Annotated in this window: 22 protein-coding genes; 17 read left to right on the top strand and 5 right to left on the bottom strand. The window is 65.6% G+C overall.

What is annotated here, in order from left to right; all coding sequences use genetic code 11:
* Positions 1–19: 19 nt before the first annotated feature.
* Positions 20–1753 (bottom strand): 5'-3' exonuclease H3TH domain-containing protein, encoded by a 1734-nt coding sequence (locus J9314_RS09525; RefSeq protein WP_246490717.1) that lies wholly within the window; start codon positions 1751–1753, stop codon positions 20–22.
* A 63-nt stretch (positions 1754–1816) separates the two neighbouring features.
* On the opposite strand from J9314_RS09525, the gene J9314_RS09520 reads away from it, so the two are divergent.
* The gene (locus J9314_RS09520) at positions 1817–2740 is read left to right on the top strand and encodes an amidohydrolase family protein (RefSeq protein ID WP_210605613.1); all 924 of its coding nucleotides are present in this window, start codon (positions 1817–1819) and stop codon (positions 2738–2740) included.
* A gap of 275 nt (positions 2741–3015) precedes the next feature.
* Positions 3016–3771 (top strand): polyprenol monophosphomannose synthase, encoded by a 756-nt coding sequence (locus J9314_RS09515; protein WP_210605445.1) that lies wholly within the window; start codon positions 3016–3018, stop codon positions 3769–3771.
* A 346-nt stretch (positions 3772–4117) separates the two neighbouring features.
* Here J9314_RS09515 and J9314_RS09510 read toward each other — a convergent pair whose 3' ends face one another.
* Both J9314_RS09510 and J9314_RS09505 read right to left on the bottom strand, forming a co-directional pair.
* On the bottom strand, positions 4118–4459 hold the full coding sequence (locus J9314_RS09510) for an RNA polymerase-binding protein RbpA (RefSeq protein WP_181273743.1): 342 nt from the start codon (positions 4457–4459) through the stop codon (positions 4118–4120).
* Positions 4460–4521: 62 nt separating this feature from the next.
* Positions 4522–5295, bottom strand: coding sequence for a glycerophosphodiester phosphodiesterase family protein (locus J9314_RS09505; RefSeq protein WP_210605444.1), 774 nt, complete (start codon positions 5293–5295; stop codon positions 4522–4524).
* Positions 5296–5350: 55 nt separating this feature from the next.
* Between J9314_RS09505 and J9314_RS09500 the strand changes: the two genes are divergently transcribed.
* A complete protein-coding gene (locus J9314_RS09500; protein WP_210605443.1) occupies positions 5351–5674 on the top strand; it encodes a hypothetical protein in 324 nt (107 codons plus the stop codon).
* 215 nt (positions 5675–5889) lie between these two features.
* A complete protein-coding gene (locus tag J9314_RS09495) occupies positions 5890–6678 on the top strand; it encodes a septal ring lytic transglycosylase RlpA family protein (protein WP_210605442.1) in 789 nt (262 codons plus the stop codon).
* A gap of 190 nt (positions 6679–6868) precedes the next feature.
* Here J9314_RS09495 and J9314_RS09490 read toward each other — a convergent pair whose 3' ends face one another.
* Positions 6869–7465, bottom strand: a complete 597-nt coding sequence (locus J9314_RS09490) for a helix-turn-helix transcriptional regulator (RefSeq protein ID WP_246490716.1) — start codon at positions 7463–7465, stop codon at positions 6869–6871.
* A 46-nt stretch (positions 7466–7511) separates the two neighbouring features.
* On the opposite strand from J9314_RS09490, the gene J9314_RS09485 reads away from it, so the two are divergent.
* The 10 genes from J9314_RS09485 to J9314_RS09440 all read left to right on the top strand — a co-directional run bounded on the left by J9314_RS09485 (position 7512) and on the right by J9314_RS09440 (position 16230).
* The gene (locus tag J9314_RS09485; protein WP_210605441.1) at positions 7512–7775 is read left to right on the top strand and encodes a hypothetical protein; all 264 of its coding nucleotides are present in this window, start codon (positions 7512–7514) and stop codon (positions 7773–7775) included.
* 9 nt (positions 7776–7784) lie between these two features.
* Positions 7785–8045: an SDR family oxidoreductase gene (locus J9314_RS09480; protein ID WP_210605440.1), complete on the top strand. Its 261-nt coding sequence runs from the start codon at positions 7785–7787 to the stop codon at positions 8043–8045.
* Between the two features lie 104 nt (positions 8046–8149).
* Positions 8150–9508 carry a flavin monoamine oxidase family protein gene (locus tag J9314_RS09475; protein ID WP_210605439.1) on the top strand — a complete coding sequence of 453 codons (1359 nt, stop codon included), beginning with the start codon at positions 8150–8152 and terminating at the stop codon, positions 9506–9508.
* 2 nt (positions 9509–9510) lie between these two features.
* The gene (locus tag J9314_RS09470) at positions 9511–11034 is read left to right on the top strand and encodes an APC family permease (RefSeq protein WP_181273749.1); all 1524 of its coding nucleotides are present in this window, start codon (positions 9511–9513) and stop codon (positions 11032–11034) included.
* Positions 11031–11438, top strand: coding sequence for a helix-turn-helix transcriptional regulator (locus J9314_RS09465; protein ID WP_210605438.1), 408 nt, complete (start codon positions 11031–11033; stop codon positions 11436–11438). Before J9314_RS09470 ends, J9314_RS09465 begins: the two co-directional genes overlap by 4 nt.
* A gap of 19 nt (positions 11439–11457) precedes the next feature.
* Positions 11458–11868, top strand: coding sequence for a VOC family protein (locus J9314_RS09460; protein ID WP_210605437.1), 411 nt, complete (start codon positions 11458–11460; stop codon positions 11866–11868).
* Positions 11869–11872: 4 nt separating this feature from the next.
* Entirely contained in the window at positions 11873–14248 is a 2376-nt protein-coding gene (locus tag J9314_RS09455) for an ATP-binding cassette domain-containing protein (RefSeq protein WP_210605436.1), read from the top strand.
* Positions 14249–14401: 153 nt separating this feature from the next.
* A complete protein-coding gene (locus J9314_RS19315) occupies positions 14402–14854 on the top strand; it encodes a transglycosylase family protein (RefSeq protein ID WP_281412379.1) in 453 nt (150 codons plus the stop codon).
* A 343-nt stretch (positions 14855–15197) separates the two neighbouring features.
* Positions 15198–15608 carry a DUF1801 domain-containing protein gene (locus tag J9314_RS09445; protein WP_246490715.1) on the top strand — a complete coding sequence of 137 codons (411 nt, stop codon included), beginning with the start codon at positions 15198–15200 and terminating at the stop codon, positions 15606–15608.
* A gap of 112 nt (positions 15609–15720) precedes the next feature.
* Complete coding sequence (locus J9314_RS09440) at positions 15721–16230, top strand: hotdog fold domain-containing protein (protein WP_210605434.1); 510 nt, start codon at positions 15721–15723, stop codon at positions 16228–16230.
* Between the two features lie 15 nt (positions 16231–16245).
* Here J9314_RS09440 and J9314_RS09435 read toward each other — a convergent pair whose 3' ends face one another.
* Positions 16246–16815, bottom strand: a complete 570-nt coding sequence (locus J9314_RS09435; protein WP_246490714.1) for a maleylpyruvate isomerase family mycothiol-dependent enzyme — start codon at positions 16813–16815, stop codon at positions 16246–16248.
* A gap of 196 nt (positions 16816–17011) precedes the next feature.
* Here J9314_RS09435 and J9314_RS09430 point away from each other — a divergent pair, with 196 nt between their 5' ends.
* The 3 genes from J9314_RS09430 to J9314_RS09420 all read left to right on the top strand — a co-directional run bounded on the left by J9314_RS09430 (position 17012) and on the right by J9314_RS09420 (position 19814).
* Complete coding sequence (locus tag J9314_RS09430) at positions 17012–17758, top strand: DUF5058 family protein (RefSeq protein ID WP_210605433.1); 747 nt, start codon at positions 17012–17014, stop codon at positions 17756–17758.
* A gap of 10 nt (positions 17759–17768) precedes the next feature.
* On the top strand, positions 17769–18500 hold the full coding sequence (locus J9314_RS09425) for a hypothetical protein (protein ID WP_210605432.1): 732 nt from the start codon (positions 17769–17771) through the stop codon (positions 18498–18500).
* An 81-nt stretch (positions 18501–18581) separates the two neighbouring features.
* Positions 18582–19814 (top strand): amidohydrolase, encoded by a 1233-nt coding sequence (locus J9314_RS09420; protein WP_210605431.1) that lies wholly within the window; start codon positions 18582–18584, stop codon positions 19812–19814.

The raw sequence follows: 19814 nt of genomic DNA, 5'->3' as shown, positions 1-19814 counted from the left end.
TCGGTGTCGAGTCTATCGCTCAGGACATCGGCCACGAACCGTCGACGATCGCGTCGGCGTTGCCCTTCTTCCGCAGCCAGGACTGCAGTCCTGCGGCCTGTGAGCGTCTCCAGTCGCCCTGTGCGGCCATGATCTCGGCGTTGCTGAGTGCAGCGATTTCCGTGGACTTTTCTGCCAATGCTCGGGAAATGTCCAGCGCCGCCAGCGCGTCGGCCGAGGCGTCGTGGGCATCGAGGAGCTCGACCCGATAGGTCTTCGCGGTCTCGATCAGCGTCCTCTTGCCGCGGCGGTAGGGATCGATCTGCTTGTCGACGACGAAGGTGTCGATGATCGTGGGGATGATGGACGGGAAGTCGATATCGGGGCGGTGGCGGGCCACCTCGGCGGCCATGACGGACAGATCGTAGACGACGTTGTGGCCGACGACGACGGCATCCTCGTCGCGGAGGGCGGCGAAGGTCGCACACAGCTCAGTGACGACATCAACCGCGCGTGCGCCGTTGGCCTGGGCATATTCGGTGGTGATTCCGTGCACGGCGCGAGCGGCCTCGGGGATCTCGATGCCGGGGTCGGCCAGCCAGGTTCGCACCACACTGGCCGAATCGACGAACGCGGCGGTGACGATGCGCGCCGTCTCCGGTTCGACGCCGGTCGTCTCGAGGTCGAAGCCGACGAGGCGCGAACGGATCCACGGCGCCGCGACGGACGAATCGGCTGTGCTGGTCGAACCGTTGGCGTCGGTGACGCCTGACGACCGCGAGCCCGCCGCGCCGGTCCGCGTCGATGCCGACACGCCTGAGGGCCCCGGCGCAGCCGCAGCGGCCGGGGCGCGCCGGGAGCGGGTGACGGATTCGAGCGCTGAGATGAGATTGTCGACGGAGCGGCGGATGTTCTGTCCGGCCGCGGCCGCCTCGAGCGCGGCGAAGTCGGCGGTGTGCGGGATCGTCTCGAGGTCGATTCCGTGATCGACATCGGTCAGGCACCGCATGACCTCGAGGGTCTTGTGCAGCGTGTCCTCGACCTCGATGATGGTGGCCGCACGCTTCGGGCTCAGGCCGCCGGTCTTGACCCCGGACTTCGCGGCTCTGATGATCGAGTCGAGGGAGCCGAAGTTCTCCAGCAGCGTTGCGGCCGTCTTCTCGCCGATTCCCGGAGCCCCGGGCAGACCGTCCGAGGGATCGCCGCGCAGTGCCGCCAGCTCGCGGTAGCGGGTGCCGTCGGGCACGCCGTAGGCCTCCGGCAGGTCGGCCTCGGACAGGGCCTCCCATTCTCCTCCCTTGCGCGGGCGCAGAACGCTGACATCACTGTCGGAGTCCAGCAGCGCGAGAAGATCACGGTCGGGGGAGACGATGACGACGGGGGAGCGGGACTCGGCGGCCATCGTGGCGATGACGTCATCGGCCTCCGTCCCGGCCGCCTCGGCGATGGGAATCCCTGCGGCGGTGAGGACGCGGTATAAGATCGGCAGCTGGCCGGCGAGCTCGGGCGGGATCTCCGTGCCGGCCTCTTCGTCCTTGACGCGGGCGGCCTTGTATTCGGGCATGATCGCGGTGCGGAAGGCCGGGCGCCAGTCCGCATCCATCGTCGCCACCACGCGTGCGGAATCGAAGCGGCGGATCATCTGCGCCACCGTGTCGACGACCCCGCGGACGGCGTTGACGGGCTGACCGTCGTCGTTGACGATCGAATCCGGAACCGAATAGAAGGCGCGGTAGTACAGGGCGGGCGTATCGAGCAGAACCAAAGGCTTCACAATCGATGACGATACCCGACGGATCTGACACAGGGGGAGCGGTGTAGCCTATCGGCTGTGACTATGTACTTTGGTGGAGACGTATACAGCAGTGCCGACCCTTTCGCGACGGCGCTCGGACACACGGACGGAAAGGTCTCGTTCATCGGGTCCGACGAAGCGGCGAAGGCCCTCGACCCCGAGGCGATCGACCTCGCCGAGGACTTCCTCACACCGGGAATCGTCCACGCCGGACTCGTCCTCGACGCGGATTCGGCATCGGCGCAGCGACTGCACGACCAGGGATACACGCACGTCCATGCGCTCGGCACCGCCGAGGCGATCGCGCGGTTCGCTGCGGACGCTCCGCAGGGATTGTCGCTCGTCGACTACCCCGAGCTGAGCGACGGTGACCAGCAACAGCGGGCCTCGACGACGGCGGCGGACTTCCTCGCGCTCGGGACCCTGCCGGATACGCAGCTGTTCGTCCTCGTCGACTCGAACGAACGCCTCGGCGAGGTGTTGGAGAGCCTGCGCACCGACGCCGCTCATGCGCAGCGACATGGCTACCGGCTGCTGCTGGACTTCTCCGTCGACGAGGGACACGTCGAAGCACTCGGTCGCAGCGGGGTCGCGATCACGCTCGACCCCGCGCTGCCGCAACCGCTCTCCCAGCTGCTGGCCGCGGGTGCCCAGGTCTCGTTCAGCCATTCGCAGTCCTCGCCGTGGGCGACGGTGCGCTCGGCCGTCGTCGGTGAGAACGGCATCGGCGCGCGTGCCGCTTTCAATGCGACCACCCGCTTCGCTCATCGCGCTGCCGGCAACCCGGACGGCGGAGTGCTCGTCCCGGGAGCTGATGCGGACATCGTCCGCTGGAGGGTCGAGAGGCTCGTCGTCCAGGTCGCCGATCCTCGCGTCGCAGCGTGGAGCACAGACCCTCGGTCGGGCACCCCGGGCCTGCCGGAACTGGCTCCGGATGTGCCGTTGCCCACCCGCATCGCACTCTGAGCATCTGCGGTCTCCGCCTGAGTCCAGGCGACACGCCGAGCGGCGGAAGAAACTTTCTGCCGAACACGCGCCGCTGACCTGCAGATTCAGGTATCGTTGCTGGTCACAGCGATTTTGCAAAGTCGCCGTGGCCCACTAGATTCGTGGTGAACATTCCGCACAGGTGGGATGGAGTCGGCACTCCCGTCATTAGATAACTCGCTGCTTCGGCGGCGTGGTCCGAAGGCGGGGGTGTCGACTCATTGTTTCCCAGGCGAACGCGTATCGTGGAGTCCGTGCTTTCCAAGATCCTCGTCGTCATCCCCACATTCAACGAACGTCTCGCCCTGCCCGTGACCTTGTCCGGGCTGTTCGAAGCGCAGCCGGAGGTCGACGTCCTCATCGTCGATGACGGCTCACCCGACGGTACGGGGGAGTGGGCCGAAGAACAGGCCCGGTCCGATTCACGCATCCACGTCCTCCACCGGAGTGAGAAGTCCGGTCTCGGCATGGCCTACATCGCCGGCTTCGAATGGGCGCTCGAGCGCGACTACGAGATCATCTGCGAATTCGACGCCGACGGGTCCCACCGTGCGCTCGATCTCGGGCAGCTGCTCGACATCGCCCGGTCGGGGCGGGCCGACCTCGTCATCGGCTCGAGGTGGGTGCCCGGAGGTGAGATCGTCGACTGGCCGAAGTCGCGGTTCTTCCTCTCCCGTGGCGCGAACGTCTATGTCAACGCGGTCATGGGTCTCGGCGTCCGGGACGCGACCGCAGGATTCCGCGCCTATACTCGTCCCGTCCTCGAAACGCTCGACCTCTCCGGCGTGCAATCGCAGGGCTACTGCTTCCAGATCGATATGACCTACCGCACCGTCGAGGCCGGTTTCCGCATCGCCGAGGTGCCCATCGTCTTCGTCGAGCGTGAGCTCGGTGAGTCGAAGATGAGCGGATCGATCATCTCCGAGGCGTTCACGAAGGTCGCCGGCTGGGGGCTGACGCGGCGGCGCAATCAGCTGCGACGACTCTTCGGCCGCTCGAAGCTCGCTTGAGCAGAGACTTCTGTCTGGGCAGGAGTGTGGGGACCTGACCATGTGCGCCGGCACTCACCTCAATCAAGGCCGCGCGCAGGTATCGATTGGCCCTCGGGTCGACAGACGCGCTCCGGCTTGAACGACGGGAGGACGCTCCTCGATCAAGGCGGCGCGCGGATGTCGAATGGCGCACCGATCGACATCCGCGCTGCCGCTTGAACGGCGCTCACGCGCCTTCCGAAGAGTCGGCGCGAGCGTTCCGCACGGGTCGTGTGGGCGCCGGACAGGCATGAGAAAAGGGGTGCAGGTCAACGACCTGCACCCCCATCGTCTCTCCGGCGCGAGAGTTTCGCCGCCGGTCGGCTCAGCTCTGGGCCGGGACCTCACCGCGACGGATCGCGAGGCGCTCATCGAGGAGCACCTGGAGCTCGTCGAAGGATCGACGCTCGAGGAGCATGTCCCAGTGCGAGCGCACATGCTTGACGGGATCCCCGTCCGGTTCGTTGACACCGACGCGGACGCCGATGCCGTGAAGACCGGAGTCCCAGGTCGAGGGCACCTCGGCCTCGATCGAGAACGGCACCTTGAACCGGGTTCCGTCCTCGCACTCGAATTCGACCATCTGACGCGGTGCCGGCTCGACGCCCTCTTCGGTTTCGAGGCTGCGCGAGCCCAACTGTGTTCCGCGGAGACTGCGTTCGCTCATATCTAAGACCTTCCGACTCGACTGCACACCTTAGACGCAGTGCAACAGTCTACCGTGTCCGTCTATTCCCCGGTTCGAGGCGTCCGTGCCAGCACCTCGAGACCGGTCGTCACATCGTCGGTGACGACGGCATCGACCCCGAGCGTGAACAGCGTCTCCATGTCTTCCGCATCGTTGATCGTCCACACATGCACGAGCAGTCCGCTGGCATGGGCGCGGTCGACGAGGTCCCCGGTGACCACCGGAATCCCCTTGAACCTCCGTGGCACCTGCAGGGCGTCGACGTCCGGCGGCAGCGGCACCGGTCCGTGGTCGGGCATCAGAGGCAGCCCGCCGAGGGCGAACAGAGCCGTCTCCGTCGTCCCCGTCGAGGTGCGCACTCCCGGCAGAGCCGTGCGCAGGCGGCGCAGGGTCGCGGAGTCGAACGAGGCGAGTCGGATCCGCTGATCGACCGAGAAGTTGTGGACGAAGCGGACCATCGGGCCGATGCTGTGCTCGGCTTTGACATCGATGTTCCACTCCACGGCGGGAAGCTCCTCGACGAGTTCCTCGAGGCGGGGGAGACGACCCCCGGCGATGAGCTCGACGTCGTCGAGTTCGGCGGCGGGCAGCTCCCGGATGCTGTGCGGTCGTCCCGCGATGCGCGCGAGATCCGCATCGTGCGCAACGAAGAGGACGCCGTCGGCCGATGCGTGGACGTCGGTCTCCATCCAGTGCACTCCGGCATCGGCGGCGGCGCGGAAGGCCTCGAGGGTGTTCTCGCTCATTCCCGCCCACAGTCCGCCACGGTGAGCGATGATGTCTGGGCCGGGAGTGACCTTCGGCTGGGAATTCATAGTCCGATCCTAGCCGGGTGTTGACCTGGCAGGCCGGGTCGTCAAGGATGGAGACATGAGCTCACACCGCGAACCCATCGAACCCGACGACGTCATCGACGCGACCGCGAAGACACCGACAGAGCGAGTCCGTCGCGCAGCCGGTCGTGCCTATGGTGCGGCGAGCAGCGGCGTGAAGAACGTGCGCGAGGCGACCTCATCGCAGCGTCTCATCGAGAGCGCGGAGTCCACCGTGAACAAGGCGCTCGGTTCCGTATCCCATGCGATCGACGATGCCGTGCGCAGCGGGAAGGTCGAAAGGGCCTTCGACAAGGCGCAGGAGACCGTGACCTCCGGAGCCGATAACGTGCGCAGGCTCGTCACCCGGAAGGAACGCTGAACCGAAGTACGGTGAGCAGCCTCTCATCTCTGCGGCACGCCGAAACGGTGTGCCGCATTGCATTTGTAACAGTTCCTTAACTAGAATGCTTTGAGATAACGATCCGATAACTTGATCCGTCAACTCGGTGTCCCTGCTCGCCAGCAGTGCTGCGATGAGGCTTCCCCGCAATTCCGAGTTCGCGAGACACTCTCAGACGACGAGGAACATCACCAGTGGGCAGACACTCAGCACCGAGCACCAAGCGGAGCGGTTCGATCTTCTCGGCACTGACCGCGAAGAAGAAGTCCGGTCGGCATTCGCCGCAGACCGGTCAGAACACCGCCGGGGGAGTGCTCGCAACTGTGCGCACCCGTCCCGTGCTCTCAGCCTTCATCGTGCCGACCGCCGCCACCGCGGCCGTCGTCGCCTCGAGCCTGGCCATGGTGCCCAACGATTCCACGTCGAACGGCGAAGTCGTCGCCGAAGCGCCAGCGGTCTCCGCCGTCACACCGACCACGGCCACCGACGATGCCCTGGCCAAGGCGAAGAAGCAGGCCAAGGAGAAGCCGGAAGAACTCTCGCTCGAAGCGAAGACAGAGACTCCGAGCCCCAAGCCGACGTCGGAGAAGACCCCTGAGGAGTCATCCGGCGGAGAATCCGGAGGTTCCTCGTCGGGCGGATCGGCCGATGAGAACGACGGCCCCTCGAACTCAGGGAAGTCCGCCGGCGAATCCGGCAGCTGCCCGATGTCCTACTACGGCGGCGGGGACGGATTCGACGGGAAGAAGACTGCCAACGGCGAGAGCTTCGATACGAACAAGCTCACCGCCGCGAACAAGACTCTGCCCTTCGGGTCGAAGGTGAAGATCACGAACACCGCGAACGGCAAGTCGGTGACCGTGCGCGTCAATGATCGCGGCCCCTACCACGGCAACCGCTGCTTCGACCTGTCCAAGGCCGCCATGGAGGCCGTCGGCGGAGTCGGCGCCGGACAGATCAACGGCAAGTACGAAGTCCAGTGATCTCAGCAGCCCGATGATCGCAGGTCTCTGACCGGTCACCGATTGCTCTCCGCCGCGGCCACCGCACGATCGTGCAGGTCGCGGCGGATGTGCATCGGGGAGACGACGGTGAGGTCGGGAACGGTGATGAGCTGGCTCACGGCCACCTCGGCGGGTTCCGGTGACTCTGCCGGGCACGGCCCGCAGCAGATCATCGGTGCGGGCCAGAGTCAGCCGTAACCGGACGCCGAGCGACCCGGTAGGTCCGGGGTCGGCATCCCGGCGGCTGCGCCGCGAGATACCAGCGACCAGCCATGATGACGAGGCCGAGCGGAATGAGCGTCCGCGGACGAGTCTCTCCCTTCCGTTCATAGACGATGCGCAGACCCCGGGCGGTGCGCAGGGCCGTGACGATCGTGCTCAGAGCGCGCGGGTCCTCCCGCGCCATGAACCAGTCGAGTCCATCGACGAGGATGTGCCGGGAGAACGCCGAGGCGGTCTCGGCGAGGATCTTCTCCCGTGCCGATGCGAGTTCGGCGGAGAGCCCGAGATCCCCGGCCGCGGGGGCTCCGACGAGCACCGAATCCACCTCATCCCGGGTCAGCCCCGTCACAGGTGAGGTCCAATCGCCGATCAGGCGGATTCCGCCGCCCGGACCCGACTGGGTGAGAACCGGCACGCCCATCAGCGACAGATCGGTCAGGTCTCGGTACGCGGTGCGCTCGGTGACCTCGAGACGCCGGGCGAGATCCGCGGCGCCGGGCGTGCCATCGCCCGCGACCTCGCACGCGCCGGCGCCTACGTCCACTGCACCGGACGATCGACAGCCGAGCAGCCCTCCGACTACGGACGAGATGAGACCATCGAAGGCACCGTCTCGCTCATCACCGCCGAGGGCGGTCAGGCCGAATCCCATATCTGCGACCACCGATGGCACAGCGGCCTACAACGCCATCCACTACCGGGAGAACATCTTCCTCGACCTCACGAAGACCGCGGTCAACCGCCTGGCATTCGGCCTCGGCCACGAACTCGACACGGTCGGGGCCACAGCGGTCGCCCTCACGCCCGGATGGCTGCGCTCGGAGATGATGCTCGACCTCTTCGACACAGACTAGGACAACTGGATGCGCGACTCGCTCGACGAGAATCGAAGCGAACCGCCGCGTGACTTCGCGATCTCCGAGACTCCCCATCTGCTCGGTCGTTCCGTCGTGGCGCTGGCCCCCGACCCCGACCGACATCGGTTCAACACCACCACGCAGGACACCCACAGTCTGGCCACCCACTACGGATTCAACGATCTCGACGGGTCGCGCCCGAATTCGTGGAGCTTCATCGCCGCCCTGGAGGATGACCCTGCGGCGGATGCGCGCGCGTTCCGCTGACCGACCCTCCCGGTGCGGAATCCGCATTCGACGAATCCGCCTTGGCAGGCGCCCGTCACATGGCTAGTCTGAAGCCACCGCTGTCGCTTCAGAAGGAGATCGCCATGTCCGCAGAAACCTGTGACGTCGTCGTCATCGGAGCCGGCCCCTCCGGCCTGAGCGCGGCCCGCCGACTGCGAGCCGAGGGCAGGGAGGTCATCGTTCTCGAAGCCCGCGACCGTGTCGGCGGCCGCACCTGGACGGAACACATCGACGGTCAGATGTACGAACTCGGCGGTCAGTGGATCTCTCCGGACCAAACAGCTCTGCTCGGCCTCGTCGACGAACTCGGCAAGGAGACCTACCCGCGGTATCGGGAGGGCAAGAGTGTCTACATCGCCCCGGACGGAACCCGTACGGTCTATGACGGCGACATGTTCCCCGTGGGGGAGTCGACCCAAGCGGAGATGGAGCGACTCATCGGCCTCCTCGATGAGCTCGCCGCACGCATCGGCGCGGCAGCGCCCTGGGATGCCGCCGATGCTGCCGAACTCGATTCGGTGTCCTTCCACCACTGGCTGAGGCAGCAGTCCGGTGACGAACTCGCCTGCGAGAACATCGGCCTGTTCATCGCCGGCGGGATGCTCACCAAGCCCGCCACGACGTTCTCCGCACTGCAGGCGATCCTCATGGCCGCCTCGGCGGGATCGTTCACCCACCTCGTCGATGATCACTTCATCCTCGACCGCCGCGTCGTCGGCGGGATGCAGTCGGTGTCCGTGCAGATGGCCGAGGAGCTCGGCGACGATGTCGTCCGCCTCGGACAGCCGGTGCGCAGCATCGCGTGGTCCGACGAGGGCGTACAGGTGAGCACCGATGCCCTCAGCGTCCGTGCCGACCGAGCGATCCTCGCGGTGCCGCCGAACCTCTACTCGCGCATCAGCTACGACCCGCCGCTGCCCCGTCTGCAGCAGATCTTCCACCAGCACCAGTCGATGGGCCTGGTCATCAAGGTCCATGCCACCTACGACGCGCCGTTCTGGCGCGAGGACGGACTCTGCGGCACGGGGTTCGGAGCCTCACGCCTCGTCCAGGAGATCTACGACAACACGAACCACGGGGAAGAGCAGGGCACCCTCGTCGGGTTCATCTCCGACGTCAACGCCGATGCGATGTGGGCACTCGACGAAGAGACCCGACGGAGGCGCATCCTCGAGGCCCTCGCCGAATTCCTCGGACCCAAGGCACTCGACCCGCGCGTCTTCTACCTCTCCGACTTCGGTGCCGAGGAATGGACCCGCGGAGCCTATGCGACGAGCTACGACCTCGGCGGGCTGTCTCGCTGGGGACGGTTCCAGAACGACCCCGTCGGTCCGCTGCACTTCGCGAGTTCGGACATCGCCGCGGCGGGCTATCAGCACGTCGACGGCGCGGTGAGGATCGGCACCGCCACAGCCGAGGCGATCCTCGGCGAAACCTCCTGACCATGGACGGCACACCGCAGTCAGCGTCGACGACCGCCGGGGGTCTGAGTTCGAAGGGACTCTCCGCCGGAAAGATCGGTGCGATCGGGGGAGCCGTCATCGGCATCTCCTGCATCGCACCGGCCTATACGCTCACCTCGGGGTTGGGACCGACGATCTCCGAGGTCGGTGTGCACACCCCGGCGATCCTGCTCATCGGCTTCGTGCCGATGCTCCTCGTCGTCTTCGGCTACCGGGAGCTGAATACGTCGATGCCCGACTCGGGTACGACGTTCACATGGGCCACCCGCGCCTTCGGTCCATGGCTGGGCTGGATGGGCGGCTGGGGGCTCGTCGCCGCCACCGTCCTCGTGCTCTCGAACCTTGCGGCAGTGGCCGTGGACTTCCTCTTCCTGCTGCTCTCGCAGATCGTCGGGGACCCGCAGATCGCCGAACTCACCCGTGTCCTGTGGATCAACATCCCCGTCACCGTGCTGCTCACCGCGGCCGCAGCGTGGATCTCCTATCGAGGCGTCGAGGCGACCGAGAAGCTGCAGGTGTGGCTCGTGGCCTTCCAGGTCCTCGCTCTGGGCTGGTTCGTCATCGCCGCACTCGTCCAGGTCGGCGGCGGCACCGCCTTCGACCCGACTCCGGTCTCACTCGACTGGTTCAACCCGCTGACCGCCGGCGACTTCTCCACCGTCGCGGCCGCCGTGTCCCTGTCGATCTTCCTGTTCTGGGGATGGGACACGGTGATCACGATGAACGAGGAGGCCAAGGACCCGGAGAAGACGCCCGGCCGGGCCGCCATGCTCACGATCCTCGCGATCGTCATCATCTACCTCGCATGCACCGTCGCCGTCATCTCGTTCGCCGGAGTCGGCACCGAAGGACTCGGCGCCGGCAACCCGGACAATCAGGAGTCGATCTTCGCGGCGCTGGCCACCCCTGTGATGGGCCCGTTCGCGGTGCTAGTCTCGATCGCCGTGCTTTCGTCCTCCCTGTCCTCGCTGCAGGCGACGATGGTCTCACCTTCGCGCACGATCCTCGCGATGGGCCATTACGGCGCCCTGCCGGAGAAGTACGGACGGATCTCGCGTCGGTACAAGTCGCCCTCGGTGGCCACCATCACCTCGGCGGCGGCCGCGATCATCTTCTACGTCGTCATGCGGCTGCTGTCGGAGAACGCCCTGTGGGACACGATCACCGCACTGGGTCTCATGGTCTGCTTCTACTACGGCATCACCGGCCTGGCGTGCATCTGGTACTTCCGACGCTCCCTGTTCGACTCGGCGCGCACCGTGTTCTTCCGGTTCCTGTTCCCGCTCATCGGGGGAGTGACCCTCCTCGTCATCTTCGTCACCACCGCCATCGACTCCCTCGACCCCGCCTACGGTTCCGGTTCGTCGGTGTTCGGCATCGGACTCGTCTTCGTCCTCGGAATCGGGGTGCTTCTCCTCGGTGTGGTCATCATGATCGTCCAATCGTTCCGTCACCCGGCGTTCTTCCGCGGTGAGACCCTGCGCCAGGGCGTCCACGGCGAATGAGGCAGCAGCTGACGGCCCTGCGACGGGTCCGTGATCGCATCGACAGGGAATTCGACCGCCCGTTGAGCGTCGAATCCCTCGCTGCCGGCGAATTCATGTCCGCCGGCCATCTCAGCCGCGGATTCAAGGCAGCGTACGGCGAATCGCCCTACTCCTACCTCATGACCCGTCGGATCGAGAGGGCGATGGCGCTGATCAGGCGCGGTGATCTCTCGATCACCGACATCTGCTTCACCGTCGGGTTCTCGTCCCTGGGCACCTTCAGCACCCGTTTCAGCGAACTCGTCGGCTGTTCACCACGGGCCTACCGCGACTCCGCCGTCGCAGATCAGCATCGGCTGCCGACGATCGTGGTGAAGAATGCGCTGCGACCGGTCAGGAATCGAGAAGTCCCACCCGCCTGAGCCGTCTACGATTGCTCACATGAATATCTCGATCAACGCCAGTTTCCTGCCCCATGTCGATCCCGAGGAGTCCCTGACCTTCTACCGCGATGTCCTCGGATTCGAACTCCGCCTCGACGTCGGTTCGGGTCAGATGCGCTGGCTCACCGTCGGTCCCGCCGACCAGCCGGACACCTCCATCGTGCTCACCCCCGCCGTCACCGACCCGACGATCAGTGAGACGGAGCGAGAGGTCATCGAGACGCTCATGGCCAAGGGCAGCTACGGCGCCATCGTCCTGGCCAGCCCCGATGTCGACGCAGTCTTCGCCGAGGTGGAGGCCAAGGGAGCCGATATCGTGCAGGAGCCGATGGATCAGCCCTATGGACTGCGCGACTGCGCCCTGCGCGATCCTGCCGGGAACATGATCCGCATCCAGCAGAGAGGCTGAGCGCGTGCTCACAGCCGACAGCCACGACCTCATCCGCGTCAACGGAGCGCGCGAGAACAACCTCAAGAACGTCTCCGTCGAGATCCCCAAACGTCGGCTGACCGTGTTCACCGGCGTGTCCGGTTCGGGCAAGAGCTCGCTCGTCTTCCACACCATCGCTGCGGAATCCCAGCGGATGATCAACGAGACCTATTCGGCGTTCGTCCAGGGCTTCATGCCTGCCATGGCCCGCCCCGAGGTCGACGTCCTCGAGGGGCTGACGACGGCCATCCTCGTCGACCAGGAGCGCATCGGAGCCAATCCGCGCTCGACGGTGGGCACGGTGTCCGACATCAACGCGAAGCTGCGCACCCTCTTCGCCCGTCTGGCCGAACCGAACCTCGGATCGTCGAACGCGTATTCGTTCAATGTCGCGACCGTGAGCGGCAGGGGCGCGGTGACGATCGACAAGGGCGAGGGCAAGCAGGTCGAGCGGCGGGAGTTCTCCGTCAACGGCGGCATGTGCCCGCACTGCGAAGGCATGGGCACGGCCACGGACATCGCCATCGCCGAGGTGGTCGACGAGTCGAAATCGCTCAACGACGGAGCCATCACGATCCCCGGGTACAAATCCGGCGGATGGTCGGTGCGCATGTTCTCCGAGTCCGGATACTTCGATCCCGACAAGCCGGTCGCGGACTATTCGGAGCAGCAACGCCACTATCTGCTGCATGCCGAAGGGGAGAAGATTCGGATCAGCGGCACGAACTTCACCTTCGACGGACTCCTCCCGCGCATCCGCCGCTCGTTTCTGTCCAAGGACCGGGAGGCGATGCAGAAGCACATCCGCGAATTCGTCGACCGCGCTGTCGTCTACACGGTCTGCCCCGAGTGCCAGGGCACCCGTCTCAACGCCGCCGCCCGCTCCTCGCTGCTGGCCGGGAAGTCCATCGCCGAGGTGTGTGCCATGCAGATCTCGGACATCCATGACTGGCTGGATCGGGTCGAGGCCCCCGCCGCCTCGGTGCTGCTGAGCAATCTGCGGGCCGATGTGCAGGCGTTCACCGACATCGGTCTCGGGTATCTCTCCCTCGACCGTTCGGCCGGATCGCTGTCCGGGGGAGAGGCGCAGCGGATCAAGCTCGTGCGCCACCTCGGATCCTCCCTGACCGATGTGACCTATGTCTTCGACGAACCGACGATCGGACTGCACCCGCACGACATCGAAGCGATGAACGATCTGCTCCTGGCGCTGCGCGACAAGGGCAACACGGTTCTCGTCGTCGAGCACAAACCCGAGACGATCCGCATCGCCGACCACGTCGTCGACCTCGGACCCGGAGCGGGCAGCAGCGGGGGAGAGGTGACCTTCACCGGCACCGTCGACGAGCTGCGCGAATCGGACACGCTCACCGGTCGACACCTCGGATACACCGCGGCGATCAAGGAGACAGTGCGCGAACCCGACGGTTCGTTCGAGATCAGGGGAGCATCGTCGCACAATCTCGACGACGTCGACGTCGACGTGCCGCTCGGTGTGCTCACCGTCATCACCGGCGTGGCGGGATCTGGCAAGAGCAGCCTCGTCGAAGGGTCGCTGCGTGGACGCGTTGGCGTGGTGATGATCGACCAGGCACCGATCAAGGGGTCGCGACGCAGCAACCCGGCGACGTACACGGGCATGCTCGAACCCATACGCAAGGCCTTCGCGAAGGCCAACGGAGTCAAGCCGGCCCTCTTCAGTGCGAACTCGGAGGGCGCCTGCCCGGGGTGCGGTGGGGCCGGAATCATCTATTCGGACATGGCGCTCATGGGTGGGGTCTCTGCTCCCTGCGACGAATGCGAGGGCAAGGGATTCCAGCCCGAGGTGCTCGAGTATCTGCTCGGCGGGCTGAATATCCGTGAGGTCCTCGACCTGCCGGTGACTGCGGCCATCGAGCATTTCGCGTCAGGAGCGTCTCGGATTCCCGCGGTCGTGAAGATCCTCGCCATCCTCGCCGAGGTGGGGCTCGGCTATGTCAGCCTCGGACAGCCGTTGACGACGCTGTCCGGGGGAGAGCGACAGAGACTCAAACTCGCCGTTCACCTCTCGGCCAAGGCCGCCGATGCGGCTCAGATGATCATCCTCGACGAACCCACGACGGGTCTGCACCTCGCCGATGTCGACAACCTGCTGCGGCTGCTCGATCGGCTCGTCGACGCCGGTCGCAGCGTCATCGTCATCGAACACCACCAGGCGGTCATGGCACACGCCGACCACATCATCGACTTGGGTCCTGGAGCGGGACACGACGGCGGACGCATCGTCTTCACGGGCAGTCCGGCAGAACTCGTTGAAACGGCCGGTGAGCATGCAGCGGGTCTGACGGCACGGCACCTGGCGGCCTACGTAGGGCAGTGACACTCAGACTCCGTTGAGGCTGCACTGAGGCGATTCGGATGCGTCAGGAGCGGATAGAGGTTCACTCTCACTGCTGTATCCGTTACGGTGTATAACGGCTCGGTAACGGCCGGGTTACAGAATCGAAATGCAGTCGTACTTTGGAGATACACAGTGAACCTCTACAGCACAAGCCTTCGCAAGGTCGCCCTGCTCGTCGGTGCCGGCGCGGTCGCAGCCGCCGGAATGACCGGCATCAGCGCAGCGGCACCGGCACAGGCCGCCTCGGGAGGCGTCTGGGACAAGGTCGCCGAATGCGAATCCGGCGGTGACTGGCACATCAACACCGGCAACGGATACTACGGCGGCCTGCAGTTCTCCAAGCAGACCTGGAACGGCTTCGGCGGTTCGGGCACCGCCGACGAGCACAGTAAGAAGGAACAGATCCGCATCGCTCAGAAGGTCCTCAAGGAGCAGGGCCCGGGCGCATGGCCGACCTGTGGAAAGAAGGCCGGGCTGACGAAGTCCAATGGCGCTGCAGATGACGGCGGCGGCAAGAAGGATGACGGCGGCTCGAAGGGCAGCGGCAAGGTCGGCCTCGGCGGCAACGTCACCGTCGGCGGCTGATTCCGCTGCACCCAGCGTCACGGTTGCGTCCGTACGTCTCAGACGTTCGTCGACGACTCCACGGTGGCCGCGAACGATATGATGGTCGTTCGCGGCCACCGTTGTCTGTGTCATTCGTTACTGAGGGCGGATACGTTGGCAGGCAAGGTATCCACGCTTACTGCCTGCGCTTTGGGTGTAACGCCGATAATATACATTATGTTAAGTAGAGAACTGGGGACCGCTCCCCGCCGCTGTGTCCCCACCTCTGCGTCTAGGGTGGACACTGACGAAACGATGGCACCGACATGGATGTCACTTCGACAATGAATCAGGATGTGAAATGGCGCAGCGGACACCGGCGATGAGGCCGACCAACGAGCAAGTCGCTGACATCCTCGACCGAGCCCAGGGCCCGCGACGCGCCGAAGCCGACGAGCTCATCGAACTCCTTCGCGAGGTCTCCGGCGAACAGCCGGTCATCTGGGCATCACGGATCGTCGGCTTCGGCGAAGTGACCTACAGATACGAATCGGGCCACAGCGGAGCCATGCCGGTCCTGGCCTTCTCCCCCGCTGCACGTCAGCACACGATCTACCTCACCAGCGACTTCGAGGGCCGCTGGCCCGATCTCGTGACGCGGCTGGGCGCCTACCGCAGCGGCAAGGCATGCCTGTATCTCACCCGTCTGGACAACGTCGACCGAGACGCACTCCGCGAGCTGCTCGAGCGCACTCGGGACCATACCCTTGCCGAATGGGCCGACTGTGAGTGAGAACACCTGCCTGATAGAGTCTACTGAAAGGTAACTTAGCTCACAGAAGCGGCGAACGATCAGACCCATCCGACTGCATGGACGCCGGTCCGCCGCTCGGAAGGACACAACGATGACCACAGACTCCACACCGATCACAGCAATTCCCGGCAGCGGCAAGATCAACTCGCTGTGGAAGAAGCTGCAGGACAAACCCCTGGGCAAACGCCTGTTCACCCAGGCCGTGTGCTTCAAAGCTCCCTATTTCCGCACCGTCCACCCGCTCATCCACGAGATGCGCCCGGGCTACTGTCGCGTCAGTGCGCCGAATCGCCGTGGGGTGCGTAACCACATCGGCACCTACCACGCAATCGCCTCGTGCAATATGGCAGAGATCGCCGGCGGCATGCTGACCGAGGCCACGGTCCCCGCGACTCATCGCTGGATTCCCGCAGGAATGACCGTCGAATACAAGGCCAAGGCTTCGACGAACGTGAGCGCGATCGCCCGTATTGGTGAGATCCCGGTCTTCGGCGACGAGAAGTTCGACCTCGTCGTACCCGTCGACGTCATCGACGCCGACGGCAATGTCTTCGTCACCGCGCACATCACCATGCACATCTCGAAGAAGAAGACGCAGTAGTCGGCGCAGAGCCGCTCAGCGACCGGAGATCCTGAGCACGCGCTCAGCCGGTGACGCCGCCGCACCGTCCTCGCGCTGCGGCGGCGCATATCCACCGGTCGCCCCGAGGTCGATGATGAGATCACCGAGTTCGGCCGCAATGTACTCGGCGAGCTCGTCGTCGATCAGCCACGGCACCCCGGTCCCCCGCGACAGGTCGGCCGCGTGCAGAGCGAGTTCGAGGATGCGCATCCGCACGAGCTGCCGGCCCCGGATCGGACCGATGCGATGAGGCACGGTCACCTCGAGGTCGCACTCCCCCGCCAATGACCGGAAGGTCCGCTCGTGGGCCCAGAACGATCCGACCATATCCTCGCCGAGGTGGTCCATCCCGCGCGTCGCCTCGACCTCGGCCGGCGGCGCCTGCGCGAGCAGCTTCGCGTAGCGCAGTCCCCCGCCGACGAGGTGATTGATCAGTTCGCGATTCGTCCACTCCGGGCAGCCGCTCTCGGCATCGAGATCCTCGGCGCGCACGCCTTCGAGCGCGGAGACCCAACATTCCTCCGCGCGGTCGAGGTGCACGTCGACACTCGCCTCCATGGTCATGGGTCTCCTCACTGACGCCTTATCGATTCTGCTCATGACGCTGATCGACTCTGCCGTTCTCAATGGGTGGGAACTCGGACCCAGACTCTGTGATCTGCGCCTTACTCGGGTTACGTTACTGGAATACGCGCTCGAGTACACGCCGTCGTGGACTCCTCGCGTCCCAGCCGACAACAGCGAAGTGAGGACCCCCGCCATGATGCTGACCAGCGGTTCAGCCGACTACATCGGACTCGCCAACACACCGATCCTGTGGATCCTGGCGTCGGCGGTGATGGGAGTCGTCGTCGTCCAATCGCTCATCTACATGAGTGCCGTGCGGAAGAACGCCGAATCGGCCGGAATGAGCCAGCGTGAGGTCAGGGCCGCCTTCCGCGCCGGCGGGGTCGCAGCGATCGGGCCCTCGCTGTCCGTCGTGCTCGTGGCGATCGCCCTGCTGCCGCTGTTCGGCACTCCCCCGGTCGTCGTCCGCGTCGGCCTCATCGGCTCAGCCGCCACCGAGGTGGCTTCCGCCTCCATCGCGGCAGGAACCATGGGCGCGAACCTCGGTGATGAGTCCTTCACCCGCGGCGTCTTCATCGTCGCGCTCATGGCGATGAGCCTCTCGGGAGCAGGCTGGATGATCTGCACCCTCGTCCTCACCCCGATCTTCAAGCGCAGCTCCCACAAGCTGGAGAAGGTCAATCCCGCGCTCATGTCCATCATCCCCGGCGCCGCACTGCTCGCAGCCTTCGCGGCACTGACCTTCCGCGAACTCCCGAAATCGCCGACCCACGTCATCGCCGTCGTCGCCTCCGCGATCACCATGACCATCTGCCTCTTCCTCGCACAGAGACTGAAGTTGCCCTGGCTGAAGGAATGGGGATTGGGGATCTCGCTGCTCGTCGGACTCGTCGCCGCCTACTCCGCCCACTACGCCGGACTCGGCGCCCCGGCAGCCTGAGGAGAAGACCATGTCATCCATCATCACCGCACCCTCCCACGCAGCATTCGAACGGACCACGACGAAATGGGGGTCGATCACGCTGTTCATCGGCTTCCTCATCGCCACCTCGGTGCCGTTCTATCTGCTCTTCGTCGCCGATGCCGACATCGACTTCGGCACCATCATCACCGGTTTCCTCGCAGTCTTCGCCGTCTACGGGGTGTTCTGGATCGTCGAACCGCTCACCTACTTCCCCATCCTCGGACCGGCCGGGATGTACCAGGCATTCCTCATCGGCAACATCTCGAACAAACTCCTGCCCTCGGCAATCGTCGCGCAGGACACGATCGGAGCGAAACCGGGCACCCGCAAGGGCGAATACGCTGCGACGATGGCCATCTGCGGGGCAGCGATCATCCACGTCGCCTCGATGGTGCTCTTCGTCGGCATCCTCGGCACCTGGCTGCTCACGCTCATCCCCGAATCGGTGACCCTCATAGCGAAGCTCTACATCCTGCCGGCCATCCTCGGCGGAGTCACCGTCCAGCTCATCGCCTCACTGCGCCAGGTCAAGTCGACGCTCATCGCGCTCGGCATCGCCGCGCTCATCATCTTCGTCCTCATTCCGCTCGTTCCCGTTCTCGCTCCCGGCGACGTCGCCATCGTCGTGCTCCTCACCATCGCCATCACCTGGTTCACCCGGAAGAAGAGCATCACGGACCGGCGGGGCGATGACGGCGAGAACGTCGGCATCAACTGACCACCCGGCCACCCATCGAACAGCAGAACCACCCGTCTCCGGCATCTGCCAGCATGGAGGCAACCACGATGAAAGGACATCATGACGCTCAACCCCGTGTTCACCTCCGCGATCGAGGAGAACCTCGACCGCATCCTCGGCGACTACAAGGACTTCCACCGCTCCCCCGAGCTCTCCATGCAGGAGACGTGGACCGCCGGGCAGATCGAGAAGCGTCTGCACGAGCTCGGACTGAGCACCCAGACCTTCGGAGGGACCGGCATCGTCGCCGTCATCGAGAACGGTGAGGGGCCCGTCGTCGGCTACCGTGCCGACACGGACGGACTGCCCATCACCGAGGACACCGGACTCGACTACGCATCGACCGCCGAAGGCACGCTTCCCGACGGATCGACGACGAAGGTGATGCACGGCTGCGGCCACGACACCCACATCACCGTCGGACTCTACCTCGCCGCTTCCCTCGTCGAACACCGCGACCTGTGGTCGGGCACCGTCGTCATGCTCTTCCAGCCCGGAGAGGAGACCGGCGAAGGAGCGCGGGCGATGCTCGACGACGGACTCTGGGACTCGATCGTCCGCCCCGAGGTCATCTTCGGGCAGCACGTGTGGCCGGGACGCGCCGGCCACGTCTACGTCTCGTCCGGTACTGCCATGGCGATGTCCGACTGCCTCAAGGTCACGGTCAAGGGCAGACAGGCCCACGGCTCCCAGCCGGAGGCGGCGATCGACCCGATCGTCCTCGGCGCGTTCATGATCACCCGGCTGCAGTCGATCGTCTCCCGGGAGATCTCCGGTCGCGACATGGCGGTCGTCACCGTGGGCACCTTCCACGGCGGCCTCAAAGAGAACATCATCCCCGACTCAGCGGAGTTCAAACTCAACATCCGCACCTTCGACGAGGATGTCCGCGAGCTGGTCCTCGACCGAGTCCGCCGCATCATCCTCGCCGAGGCGCAGGCCTCCGGCGCACCCGAGCCCCTCATCGAGGACATGTACCGCTTCCCCCGCTGCTACAACGATCCCGAGGAGACCGGAGCCTTCGTCGACGCCGCCACCGCTGAGCTCGGATCCGAGCACGTCCACGTCGAAGACCCGGTCACCGGCAGCGAGGACTTCGGTGCCTTCGGCGATGACATCGGAGTCCCCTACGTGTACTGGTTCTTCGGCGGCTACTCCGATGCGAAGTTCACCGGCGACGAAGCACCTGCGGGCAACCATTCGCCCTTCTTCGCCCCCGACGACGTCGAGACCACCCTGACAACCGGACTCCGCACCGCTCTGACCGCAGTGCTGAGCAAGGTCGGGCGGTGA

Source organism: Brevibacterium oceani (assembly GCF_017948325.1).
Taxonomy (GTDB): domain Bacteria; phylum Actinomycetota; class Actinomycetes; order Actinomycetales; family Brevibacteriaceae; genus Brevibacterium; species Brevibacterium oceani.
This window is presented reverse-complemented; position numbering and strand designations above follow the sequence as displayed.